Origin of the sequence: Citrobacter sp. RHB20-C16 (genome assembly GCF_013890155.1) — a bacterium.
Classification (GTDB): domain Bacteria; phylum Pseudomonadota; class Gammaproteobacteria; order Enterobacterales; family Enterobacteriaceae; genus Citrobacter_A; species Citrobacter_A amalonaticus.
In genome coordinates, this window is the sequence record NZ_CP057630.1 from 2,703,186 (window position 1) to 2,715,340 (window position 12,155).

The 12,155-nt window shown below is 54.8% G+C and carries 10 protein-coding genes, 1 tRNA gene and 1 other RNA gene; 5 read left to right on the plus strand and 7 right to left on the minus strand.

What is annotated here, in order from left to right:
• Positions 1-3: 3 nt before the first annotated feature.
• Together rssB and rssA are read right to left on the minus strand one after the other, a co-directional pair.
• Positions 4-1,017 carry a two-component system response regulator RssB gene (gene rssB / locus HVX64_RS12935; RefSeq protein WP_043000502.1) on the minus strand — a complete coding sequence of 338 codons (1,014 nt, stop codon included), beginning with the start codon at positions 1,015-1,017 and terminating at the stop codon, positions 4-6.
• Positions 1,018-1,109: 92 nt separating this feature from the next.
• Positions 1,110-2,018 carry a patatin-like phospholipase RssA gene (rssA, locus tag HVX64_RS12940; protein WP_043000501.1) on the minus strand — a complete coding sequence of 303 codons (909 nt, stop codon included), beginning with the start codon at positions 2,016-2,018 and terminating at the stop codon, positions 1,110-1,112.
• 111 nt (positions 2,019-2,129) lie between these two features.
• Here rssA and HVX64_RS12945 point away from each other — a divergent pair, with 111 nt between their 5' ends.
• From HVX64_RS12945 to HVX64_RS12960, 4 genes are all read left to right on the plus strand, one after another.
• Positions 2,130-2,585, plus strand: coding sequence for a YchJ family protein (locus tag HVX64_RS12945; protein ID WP_043000500.1), 456 nt, complete (start codon positions 2,130-2,132; stop codon positions 2,583-2,585).
• Between the two features lie 55 nt (positions 2,586-2,640).
• Positions 2,641-3,483, plus strand: coding sequence for a formyltetrahydrofolate deformylase (gene purU / locus HVX64_RS12950; protein WP_043000499.1), 843 nt, complete (start codon positions 2,641-2,643; stop codon positions 3,481-3,483).
• A 160-nt stretch (positions 3,484-3,643) separates the two neighbouring features.
• Positions 3,644-3,728: transfer RNA gene (locus HVX64_RS12955), tRNA-Tyr, on the plus strand.
• 46 nt (positions 3,729-3,774) lie between these two features.
• A non-coding RNA gene (locus HVX64_RS12960) (RtT sRNA) lies at positions 3,775-3,905 on the plus strand.
• 115 nt (positions 3,906-4,020) lie between these two features.
• On the opposite strand, the gene HVX64_RS12965 is transcribed toward HVX64_RS12960, so the two are convergent.
• Entirely contained in the window at positions 4,021-4,464 is a 444-nt protein-coding gene (locus tag HVX64_RS12965) for an Lrp/AsnC family transcriptional regulator (protein WP_044257703.1), read from the minus strand.
• 107 nt (positions 4,465-4,571) lie between these two features.
• Here HVX64_RS12965 and HVX64_RS12970 point away from each other — a divergent pair, with 107 nt between their 5' ends.
• The gene (locus HVX64_RS12970) at positions 4,572-5,453 is read left to right on the plus strand and encodes a DMT family transporter (protein WP_044257701.1); all 882 of its coding nucleotides are present in this window, start codon (positions 4,572-4,574) and stop codon (positions 5,451-5,453) included.
• Between the two features lie 12 nt (positions 5,454-5,465).
• On the opposite strand, the gene narI is transcribed toward HVX64_RS12970, so the two are convergent.
• From narI to HVX64_RS12990, 4 genes are read right to left on the minus strand one after another with little or no spacing between them, the layout of a single operon-like run.
• A complete protein-coding gene (narI, locus tag HVX64_RS12975) occupies positions 5,466-6,143 on the minus strand; it encodes a respiratory nitrate reductase subunit gamma (protein WP_044257700.1) in 678 nt (225 codons plus the stop codon).
• Positions 6,143-6,853 carry a nitrate reductase molybdenum cofactor assembly chaperone gene (gene narJ / locus HVX64_RS12980; RefSeq protein ID WP_044257699.1) on the minus strand — a complete coding sequence of 237 codons (711 nt, stop codon included), beginning with the start codon at positions 6,851-6,853 and terminating at the stop codon, positions 6,143-6,145. Before narJ ends, narI begins: the two co-directional genes overlap by 1 nt.
• Positions 6,850-8,385 carry a nitrate reductase subunit beta gene (gene narH / locus HVX64_RS12985; protein WP_044257698.1) on the minus strand — a complete coding sequence of 512 codons (1,536 nt, stop codon included), beginning with the start codon at positions 8,383-8,385 and terminating at the stop codon, positions 6,850-6,852. The genes narJ and narH overlap by 4 nt, the downstream gene beginning before the upstream one ends.
• Positions 8,382-12,125, minus strand: coding sequence for a nitrate reductase subunit alpha (locus tag HVX64_RS12990; RefSeq protein ID WP_181825029.1), 3,744 nt, complete (start codon positions 12,123-12,125; stop codon positions 8,382-8,384). Before HVX64_RS12990 ends, narH begins: the two co-directional genes overlap by 4 nt.
• Between the last annotated feature and the right edge of the window lie 30 nt (positions 12,126-12,155).

Here is a 12,155-nt window from a genome sequence, read left to right on the forward strand (position 1 = left end):
TGTTCATTCCGCAGACAACATAAGACGTAGCCGACCTCCTGCCCCCCAAATTTGACACTGCCAGGCGTCGCAGCGTTGGCTAATTTGGTTAAGGTAAGTATTACCCAACGTTCCCAGTGGAACGCCGTTACTGATCTGCACATTATGCAATCCGGTATTTAATGTCGCATTGAGTCCGGCAGAAACCAGAATCAGATTTTTAAGCTCACTGTGATAATAGCCAACTAATAGCGGAAACTGTCCGGGTAAATTGGCCTGGCGAAGCAGATGGTTGACCTGTTTCAATAATGCTCCCAGTTCCGGCAGACGCTGATTCTGATGTGCAAGTTGATCCTGTAACAGACCATTAAATAACGCCCGCAGGAGTAACGCCGCCAGCACACCGTTGTCGCCAGCCCGGGTAACGTCCAGACAATAAAATGCGAGATCGTTATCCGAAAGTGGCGCGATATCCAGCACCAGTCCAGGCTTATCCGCCGAAACCAGTTGTCGGTAATTGACCCGGCAATGCGAAATAATCTGCTGCACCGGAGGCTGAAGTTCCTGAAGTAATTTTGCCGCGGCGGCAGGATTATCCACCATCGCATCCCAGTCGCGAAACAGGCGCTCTTCTTCTTCAACCCGGGAATTAAACATATTCGGATACAGGCAGGCAAACACCGTTTCCCGCAGTCGGGTCAGGTCTTTCACCGGCTTCAGCAGGACGTCATCTACGCCAAGACGTAAAGCTTTGGCAATATCCGCCATATTTTCTGTCGCCGAGATCACCAGAATCGGCGTCTGGTCACCGCGATTACGCAAATGCTCCACCAGACTGAGGCCGTTCATTCTTGGCATTGCAAGATCGCAAATCATGAGATCGGGTGTGAAATCAGCTAAACGGTCCAGTGCTTCTATGCCATCGGCCGCCAGTGCTGTTGTCGCTCCCAAAGAGGAAAACCACGAATCCAGAAGCGAGCGGAAAACCGGCTCGTCCTCAACGATTAGAATCTGTTTTCCGACCAATGGCTGCGTCATGTTCTCTCCCCTGACTGGCTTTACTCAATAGTGGCATGCTATTGCCACACACGCCTGTCAGAATATGCTTAAGTGTAGTTAAAAATGGTGCGTCAAACGCCGGCACGCACCAGAGGTAAAAGCTCGTCCATCTTTTTCTCTACCGCTAATCGCCCTGCTTCTATGGCAGAGCTGGCGCGATGAAAATCCAGGGTGGAGATTTGTGGACAGAACGGTTGAATTAAGATATCCGGCGGGTCGCCCGCCATGCGATTACGCTTGAGACGATTTTCCAGCACCTGAATCGAGGTGGTCATGATTTCCATCGCGGTTGGCGCTGTCACCACACGGCGGGCGGTAATATTGCCCAGCCGTTCTTTCAGGCGCGCATGCCAGGAAAGTCCGTCATTATCTCCCTCCGGGCTGTCATCGCTGACATTCAATGACAACAGATCCTGCTGCATCAAATGCGCGTCATGTTGCAGATCGACGGCAATCACAATATCCGCGCCCAGTGCGCGGGTCAGTGAGATGGGAACCGGATTAACGACGCCGCCGTCCACCAGCCAGTAGCCATTGTGAGCGACGGGCGACATCAGGCCGGGAATACTACAGGAGGCGCGAACGGCAAGATGGAGATCGCCCTCCGTAAACCATAATTCACGCCCCGTGCTGAGATTGGTCGCCACCGTCGCAAACCGACGGCTGCACTGTTCAATTTCAGCCACGGGCATGACGTTGCGATATTGATTAAAGACGCGCTCGCCGCGCAACAGTCCGCCCCGACGCCAGGAGAGATCCATCAGACGCAGGACATCCCAATAGCTGAATGAACAGACCCACTCTTCAAGCGCGGGCAATTTGTTACAGGCGTAGGCGGCACCAACCAGCGAACCGATGGAGCACCCAGCGACGATATCAACATCAATGCCCATGTGTTTGAGGGCTTTGATGACACCAATATGGGACCAGCCTCGCGCAGCACCTGAGCCCAGCGCCAGACCTATTTTCATTTTTCTCATTTGACCAACAAACTTCCCCTGGCTTACGGGCGTAGCAACATCTCCAACGCTCAGTTAACATAGTGCTACCCAGGCTTTTTTATACGCCGTTTTTTTATCAGGGAGTTTTTTGTGTCTCAGCTTTGTCCCTGTGGTAGCGCAGTCGAGTATAGCCTATGTTGCCACCGATATCTGTCTGGCGAGCAAGTCGCACCCGATCCATTGCACCTCATGCGTTCGCGCTACTGCGCTTTTGTGATGAAAGACGCAGATTATTTGATCAGGACCTGGCATTCGGTCTGTCACGCGGCCCGTTTCCGGGATGAGATCGGTGCCGGATTTGCCACAACTGAATGGCTGGGGCTGACCGTTTTCGAACACACCGTGTCTGAGGCGGACAACACCGGTTACGTCAGTTTTGTCGCCCGTTTTCGCGAACACGAAAAACCAGGGGCGATCATTGAACGTTCTCGTTTTTTAAAAGAAAACGGTCAGTGGTACTATATCGATGGTACACGCCCGCAATTTGGACGCAACGACCCCTGCCCTTGTGGCTCAGGTAAAAAATTTAAAAAATGCTGCGGCTAGTCAATTGCCCGACAGTATTCACTCAGCAAACATCATCAACAGGATTACCGCTGCAATGCATTCTTTACAACGAAAAGTGCTTCGTACCATCTGCCCTGACCAGAAGGGGCTTATCGCGCGTATTACGAATATTTGCTACAAACATGAACTGAATATCGTGCAGAACAATGAGTTTGTAGACCACCGCACCGGTCGTTTTTTCATGCGCACCGAACTGGAAGGCATTTTTAACGACGCCACGCTGCTGGCCGATCTGGATAGCGCCTTACCGGAAGGCTCCATTCGCGAGTTGAATCCTGCCGGGCGCCGTCGCGTGGTGATTCTGGTCACCAAAGAAGCGCATTGTCTGGGCGATCTGTTAATGAAAGCCAACTATGGCGGTCTGGATGTGGATATCGCCGCCGTGATTGGTAATCACGAAACGCTGCGTTCGCTGGTCGAGCGTTTTGAAATTCCTTTCGAGCTGGTCAGTCACGAAGGATTAACCCGTGAAGAGCACGATCAGAAGATGGCGGACGCGATTGACGCGCACCAACCGGATTACGTGGTGCTGGCGAAATATATGCGCGTGCTGACACCGGAGTTTGTGGCGCGCTTCCCGAACCAGATTATTAATATTCACCACTCGTTCCTGCCGGCGTTCATCGGCGCACGCCCTTACCACCAGGCTTATGAGCGCGGGGTGAAGATCATCGGCGCGACGGCGCACTACGTGAATGACAATCTGGACGAAGGTCCGATCATCATGCAGGACGTCATCCATGTGGATCACACCTACACGGCCGAAGACATGATGCGCGCCGGGCGCGACGTCGAAAAGAACGTTCTGAGCCGCGCGTTGTATCAGGTACTTGCCCAGCGCGTGTTTGTGTACGGCAACCGGACGATTATTCTTTAATCGACTGAGAAATGAATTGGTTAGCTTTTACGCCTTTACGGGTAAAAATCAGGCAACCAGTTTATTTTTCTCGCCGGAATGCTTTACAGGGGCGCATCATTTGATATGATGCGCCCCGCTTCCCGAAATGGAAGCAGGCCAGTAAAACGCATTACCCCGTGGTGGGGTTCCCGAGCGGCCAAAGGGAGCAGACTGTAAATCTGCCGTCATCGACTTCGAAGGTTCGAATCCTTCCCCCACCACCATCACTTCCCTGTTATCCCTTTATTAAATCAATCGATGTTTCCCTATATTCTGCCTATGCGGGGAAGGATGAGAAGCTTCGACAAAGGTTCGATTCGAGCGTAGCGAGAAAGCGTTGCCGCAGGCAACGACCCGAAGGGCGAGGCGCAACGCGCCGAGTAATCCTTCCCCCACCACCATCACTTCCCTGTTATCCCTTTGCCAAATCAATTGATGTTTCCCTATATTCTGCCCATGCGGGGAAGGATGAGAAGCTTCGATTAAGGTTCGATTCGAACGCCACCCAGCAAAACGCTACATCGGTGGCAATCTGCGCTTCACCGGCGAGCTTTTCACGATCGATGTATTACACTGCGCATGCTCGGAAAGTCCATCAAGCAGGGTATCGAGTTGATCGATGGTGCGCACCACCAGCCGGATAACGAAACAATCCTCGCCGGTCACTTTGTCGCTTTCAATACATTCGGGCATCGCCTGAATATATTTATCCACTTTATGAAGCAGGCCCGGTAAAGGCCGAACCCGTACCAGCGCCTGCAAGGTATATCCCAGCGCAGTCAGGTTTACCTGCGCGCCATATCCCTGAATGACGCCGCGCTCTTCCAGGCGTTTCACACGCTCAGCGGTACTCGGTGAAGTCAATCCTACCCGACCACTCAATACCTTTAATGACATCCGCGCATCTTCTACCAGACACGCTACTATCCGTCGGTCGATTTCATCAATAAGGTCATTCATCAATTTTTCCTGATAATAAAAAGTTATTCACGCATTTCACCTTATATCAACGCTGTAAAAGCGAACAGCCATTTTCGAAAATAGAGCCTTCAATCAGGAGGTGTGTGATGCGTGATCTTCAGCAAGGCGTCTGGCAAATGAGCCTGGCAATGGTGATTTCCGGTTCAATCGGCGCGTTTGTGTTACTTTCCGGCCTGCCGGTTACTGACGTGGTGTTCTGGCGCTGCCTGATTGGGGCTATCGCGCTATTTCTCTTTATCCGTCTCAGCAAACAACCGTTTAGCCCGCTGACCAGCGTCACGTTGGGGCTGGCAATCCTGGGCGGCATCGCGCTGGTCGTAAACTGGTTGCTGCTGTTTGCCGCCTACGAGCGCATCTCAATCGGTCTGTCGACCGTGGTGTACAACACCCAGCCCTTTATGCTGGTGATGATGGGAATGCTGATGGGCGAGCGAGTCAGTGCAGTAAAATGGGGCTGGCTGTTCCTCGCCTTTGGTGGCGTGGTCATTTTATTATCGGGTGAACTGACCGGAGGCCATCCTACAGCCTGGTTAACCGGTGTGGCCCTCGCACTTGGTGCAGCGTTCTTTTACGCCCTGACGGCAATCATTACCCGCAGACTGAGAAGCATCGCGCCACAGCATATTGCCTTTATTCAGGTGCTGACGGGGGTGGTCATGCTCTTGCCACTGGTCCAGTTCCAGGCGCTCATCCACGCATACCCGTGGGGTATCTTACTGACGCTGGGGATTGTTCATACCGGCATCATGTACCAGTTGCTGTACAGCGCCATTCAGAAATTGCCCACGCCTGTTACCGGTTCGTTATCCTTTATTTATCCGGTGGTGGCGATCGTCGTCGATAACGTGGTGTTTGGTCATTCACTTAACGCCACACAACTGACAGGCGGCGCGTTAATTCTGTTTGCGGCGGCAGGAAATAACCTCGGCTGGGGCGAAAAAAAAACCCCGCAAATGCGAGGTTTCTGATAAAGCCACCCATCAGTGACGGGCGCGAACAATCTGGTATTTGCGCGTCAGATACTCCACGGGCGCGCTCCAGATGTGTACCAGACGGGAGAACGGGAACAGCAGGAACAGCGTCATCCCCAGTACCAGGTGCAGACGGAAGATAAACGCCACCCCCTCCAGATGCGCCGATGCCCCCCCGTGGAACGTCACCACAGACTGCGCCCATCCCACCAGTTTCATCATTTCGCTGCCGTCCATATGCTGGGCGGAGAACGGAATGGTCGACAGTCCCAGCGCACACTGGATCACCAGCAGCGAGAGGATCAGGATGTCAGCGCCGGTGGTGGTCGCCCGCACGCGTGGGCTAAACAGACGACGTTTGAGCAACAACACGCCACCCACGAGACACATCAGGCCCGCCGCGCCGCCGCCAATCATTGCCATCTTCTGTTTCACTTCAATAGGCAGCCACGCTTCATACATCCAGTGCGGCGTCAGCATACCGAGGAAGTGACCGGCGAAGATCCCCAGAATCCCGAAGTGGAACAGGTTTGAGGCCATGTTCATCCCCTTGCGATCCAGCATCTGGCTGGACGCGGCGCGCCAGGTATACTGACCGTAGTCATAACGCAGCCAGCTACCAATCAGAAACACAGACCCGGCGATATACGGATAGATGTCAAAGAAGAACATATTCAGGAAGTGCATTATTGCTGTCCTCCGGTGGTGATATTCAGATATTGCGGCGCAACGGCTCCGGCAAAACGACGCTGGTGAGCGGAGATTTCAGACTCGCCGCAGCCCTGATCGGCAAAGAATTTCACCTGCTCTTCTTCCCAGACCGCATCGAGCGCTTGCGGCGTATCGTCGCGAACTTCATCGGCAATTTTTTCGGCAACTTTGTCACTGTCGATCGTCGCATTCGCCAGCTTCAGCAGCAGGTCGAACAGCACCGCATAGCGGCTTTCACGTTGTTGCAGACGCGCACTCAGTAGCGCCAGAATCGGGGCGATGTCCTGCAACCCGCCCAGCGCCTCGCGCTTCGGCAACTGTGCCAGGTATTCCAGATACAGCGGCAGATGATCCGGCAATTCACGACTGTCGAGCTGTAAACCGTGCTGCTCGTACTGCGCCATCAGATCAACCATCGCCTGACCGCGGTCGCGTGACTCACCGTGGACATGTTCGAACAGCAATAGCGAGGTTGCCCGACCGCGGTCAAACAGTTCGCTGTAGTTGGCCTGCACATCCAGCATCTCCTGCGCGGTTAAATCGCGCAGGAAAACGCTGAGCGTATGCGCATCCTCTTTATCAAGATTTTCAGATGACGCGAGTGCATCGTACAGTTCCTGCTGATGCTGCCACAGGGCAGCATCCGGGTACTCGAGCAGACGCGAAACAATGACGAGTTCAATCATTGGTGCGGCTCCGTTTTGCTGGTCACATCGATGGCGTCAATGCGGCGGCTGTTGAACAGGTTGAATTTGGTGTCAGAACCGTGGCAACCGTCGCCGAAGGTAAAGCCACAACCGCTTTTCTCCGGGAACGCATCACGCGCCAGTTCACGATGGCTGCTCGGTACGACAAAACGATCTTCGTAGTTGGCAATCGCCAGGTAGCGGTACATCTCCTGCGCCTGTGCTTCGCTTAAGCCCACCTCTTCCAGCGCGCGGGTATCCACTTTACCGTCAACGGTTTCCGCACGTTTATAGTGACGCATCGCCAGCATCCGTTTCAGCGCCAGCAGCACCGGTTGGGTATCGCCTGCGGTGAGCAAGTTAGCAAGGTACTGAACCGGAATACGCAGGCTGTCGACGTCCGGCAGAATGCCGTTGCTGCCAAGCTCACCCGCATCCGCCGCCGACTGAATCGGGGACAGCGGCGGCACATACCATACCATCGGCAGCGTGCGATATTCCGGATGCAGCGGCAGTGCCAGCTTCCAGTCCATCGCCATTTTATAAACCGGCGACTGCTGTGCGGCATCAATCACGCTCAATGGAATACCGTCTTTCAGCGCCTGTTCGATGACCACCGGGTCGTTCGGATCGAGGAAGACATCCAGTTGGCGCTGATACAGATCTTTTTCGTGTTCGGTGCTCGCCGCGCTTTCAATCGCATCTGCGTCATACAGCAGTACGCCGAGATAACGAATACGGCCCACGCAGGTTTCGGAACAGACGGTTGGCTGGCCAGCTTCAATACGCGGATAACAGAAGATGCACTTCTCGGACTTCCCACTCTTCCAGTTGAAGTAGATCTTTTTGTACGGACAGCCAGTGATGCACATCCGCCAGCCGCGGCACTTATCCTGGTCGATCAGCACGATGCCGTCTTCTTCACGCTTGTAGATGGCGCCGCTCGGGCAGGTCGCCACGCACGCCGGGTTGAGGCAGTGCTCGCACAGGCGCGGCAGATACATCATGAAGGTGTTTTCAAACTGACCGTACATCGCCTTCTGCATGTTTTCGAAGTTCTGGTCTTTGGCGCGTTTTTCAAATTCGCCACCCAGAATTTCTTCCCAGTTCGGACCACTGGTGATTTTGTCCATCCGCTTGCCGGTAATCAGCGAGCGTGGACGGGCAATCGGCTGGTGCTTACTTTCCGGCGCGTTGTGCAGGTTCTGGTAGTCGTAGTCAAACGGCTCGTAATAGTCGTCAATTCCCGGCAGATGCGGGTTGGCGAAAATTTTACCGAGCAGCATCGCACGGTTCCCCATACGCGGCTGCAGTTTGCCGTTGATTTTACGGATCCAGCCGCCCTTCCATTTCTCCTGGTTTTCCCAGTCATTCGGGAAACCAACGCCAGGCTTGCTTTCCACGTTGTTGAACCAGGCGTATTCCATCCCTTCGCGGCTGGTCCAGACATTTTTACAGGTCACAGAACAGGTGTGGCAGCCGATGCACTTATCGAGATTCAGCACCATGCCGACTTGTGAACGAATTTTCATTTTACGCTCTCCTGTACCTGGTCATTGTCTTCGCCATCCAACCAGTTAATGTTCTTCATCTTACGTACCACAACAAATTCATCACGGTTTGAACCGACGGTACCGTAGTAGTTAAAGCCGTAGGCCAGTTGCGCATAGCCACCAATCATGTGAGTGGGTTTTGGCGTAATACGGGTCACTGAGTTGTGGATCCCGCCGCGCTGCTGGGTAATTTCAGACCCTGGCAGGTTCACGATACGTTCCTGGGCGTGATACATCATGGTCATCCCGGCCGGAACACGCTGGCTTACCACCGCACGCGCCGTCAGGGCACCGTTACTGTTGAACACTTCGATCCAGTCGTTATCTTCAATGCCCAAATCTTTGGCGTCGGTTTCACTCATCCACACAATCGGGCCGCCGCGCGACAAGGTCAGCATCAGCAGGTTGTCGCTGTAGGTAGAGTGGATGCCCCATTTCTGGTGCGGCGTCAGGAAGTTGAGCGCTTTTTCCGGGTTACCGTTGGATTTCTCGCCCATCACTGATTTCACCGAACGGGTGTCGATAGGCGGACGGTAAACCAGCAGGCTTTCGCCGAAATCACGCATCCACTGGTGATCCTGATACAGCGACTGACGACCGGTCAGCGTACGCCACGGAATCAGCTCGTGTACGTTGGTGTAACCGGCGTTGTAAGAGACGTGTTCGTCTTCCAGACCGGACCACGTCGGGCTGGAGATGATCTTACGCGGCTGCGCCTGGATATCGCGGAAGCGGATTTTTTCCTCTTCTTTATTGGTCGCCAGATGCGTATGGTCGCGTCCGGTAAACTCGCTGAGCGCGGCCCAGGCTTTTACCGCCACGTGGCCATTCGTTTCTGGCGCCAGGGTCAGGATCATCTCTGCCGCGTCAATGGCGGTGTTGAGCATTGGTTGGCCTTTTGCCGGGCCGTCTGCCTTGGTGTAGTTAAGCTTACGCAGCAGGTCCATTTCGCTCTGAGTATTCCAGGCGATCCCTTTACCGCCGTTACCGATTTTCTCCATCAGCGGGCCGATCGAGGTGAACCGTTCATAAGTCGCCGGGTAATCGCGCTCAACGGTCATAATGTGCGGCGCGGTGACGCCCGGAATCAGATCGCATTCGCCTTTTTTCCAGTCCTTCACGTCCAGCGGCTGCGCCAGTTCGGCGGCAGAATCGTGTTGAATCGGCAGCGTGACGACATCTGTCTCTTTCCCGAGATGCCCCACGCAGACTTCTGAGAATTTCTTCGCGATAGCCTTGTAGATTTCCCAGTCGCTTTTCGATTCCCAGGCCGGGTCAACGGCCGCAGACAGCGGATGAATAAACGGATGCATATCCGAGGTATTCATGTCGTCTTTTTCATACCAGGTCGCCGTTGGCAGCACGATGTCGGAGTACAAACAGGTACTCGACAGACGGAAGTCCAGCGTCACGACCAGGTCCAGCTTGCCGTCGAGACCGTTGTCCTGCCATTCCACTTCTTCCGGCTTCACGCCTCCCTGCTGACCCAGATCTTTCCCCTGGATCCCGTGTTCGGTTCCCAGCAGGTATTTCAGCATGTATTCATGCCCCTTACCGGATGAGCCCAGCAGGTTGGAGCGCCAGATGAACAGGTTGCGCGGATGGTTTTTCCCGTTCTCCGGCTGCTCGGCCGCGAAACGGATCGAACCTTCTTTCAATGATTTGACGGTGTAATCCACCGGCGTCATCCCGGCTTTCTTCGCGTCTTCGGCGATAGTCAACGGGTTGGTACCAAGCTGCGGTGCGGACGGCAGCCAGCCCATGCGCTCAGCACGCACGTTGAAATCAATCAGATGACCGCTGTAGCGCGATTTATCCGCCAGTGGTGACAGCAGTTCCTGCGCGGTAACGGTCTCATAGCGCCACTGGCTGGAGTGGTTGTAGAAGTACGACGTACTGTTCATGTGACGTGCCGGACGCTGCCAGTCAAGGGCAAACGCCAGCGGCTGCCAGCCGGTCTGCGGACGCAGTTTTTCCTGACCGACATAGTGCGCCCAGCCGCCGCCGCTCTGGCCGATACAGCCACAGAACACCAGCATGTTGATCAGACCACGATAGTTCATATCGAGGTGATACCAGTGGTTCAGACCGGCACCGACGATGATCATCGAACGGCCATGCGTCTTATCGGCGTTGTCGGCAAACTCACGCGCGATGCGTGTGATCTGTGCACGCGGCACGCCGGTAATCTGTTCTGCCCATGCCGGGGTATACGCTTTGATGTCGTCATAACTGGTGGCGCAGTTGGCATCGTTCAGACCGCGTTCCAGACCGTAGTTAGCCATCGTCAGGTCATAGACGGTGGTAACCAGCGCCGTTGTGCCGTCTGCCAGTTGCAGACGTTTAGCCGGCAGTTTGTGCAGCAGCACGTTTTCCAGTTCGACTTTATTGAAGTGCTCGGTGCCTTCACCGCCAAAGTACGGGAAGCCCACCTCGGCGATCTCGTCCTGGCTACCCAGCAGACTCAATTGCAGTTCTGTCTCGGCACCGGTCGTACCATCGCGCTGCTCGAGGTTCCATTTGCCTTTTTCACCCCAGCGGAAACCGATCGAGCCGTTCGGCACAACCATGTCACCATTGTTGTTAATGGCAACGGTTTTCCATTGCGGATTATTTTCCTGGCCCAGTGAATCCACAAGGTCAGCAGCGCGCAGCATACGGCCCGCGGCATAGTAACCGTCACGCGCTTCCAGCATCACCAGCATCGGCATATCGGTGTAGCGACGTACGTAGTCGGTAAAGTACTGGCTCGGATTGTCGAGATGGAATTCACGCAGCATGACGTGACCCATTGCCAACGCCATCGCCGCATCGGTGCCCTGCTTCGGCGCCAGCCAGAGGTCGCACAGCTTGGCGATTTCAGCGTAGTCCGGCGTTACCGCAACGGTTTTGGTGCCTTTATAACGGACTTCGGTAAAGAAGTGAGCATCCGGCGTACGGGTCTGCGGAACGTTAGATCCCCAGGCGATGATGTAGCTGGAGTTGTACCAGTCAGCGGATTCCGGCACGTCGGTCTGCTCACCCCAGGTCTGCGGAGATGCCGGTGGCAGGTCACAGTACCAGTCGTAGAAGCTCAGGCAGATGCCGCCAATCAGGGAGAGATAACGCGCGCCGGACGCATAAGAAACCATCGACATCGCCGGGATCGGCGAGAAGCCCGCCACGCGGTCCGGGCCGTACGTTTTCACGGTATAGACGTTAGAAGCGGCAATCAGCTCATTCACTTCCTGCCAGGAAGAACGGACGAAACCACCGCGACCACGCGCTTGTTTAAAGCTTTTTGCTTTATCGGCGTCTTCGATGATGGACGCCCAGGCGTCAACCGGATCGCTGTGCAGTGTCTTCGCCTCACGCCACATCTTCATCAGACGTTTGCGCATCAGCGGGTATTTCAGTCGGTTAGCACTGTAGAGATACCAGGAGTAACTCGCACCACGCGGACAGCCACGAGGCTCGTGGTTTGGCATGTCCGGACGGGTACGTGGGTAGTCGGTTTGCTGGGTTTCCCAGGTCACCAGACCGTTTTTAACGTAGATTTTCCAGCTACATGAGCCGGTGCAGTTAACCCCGTGAGTTGAGCGCACAACTTTATCGTGCTGCCAACGCTGGCGATATCCATCCTCCCAGTCCCGGTTGGTTTCGAGAAGCTGGCCGTGCCCATTGGCAAAGGTTTCACCCTTCTGCTTGAAGTAGCGAAACCGGTCCAGGAATTTACTCATCGGTTCTCTCCTGTGGAGCCTGACGGCTCT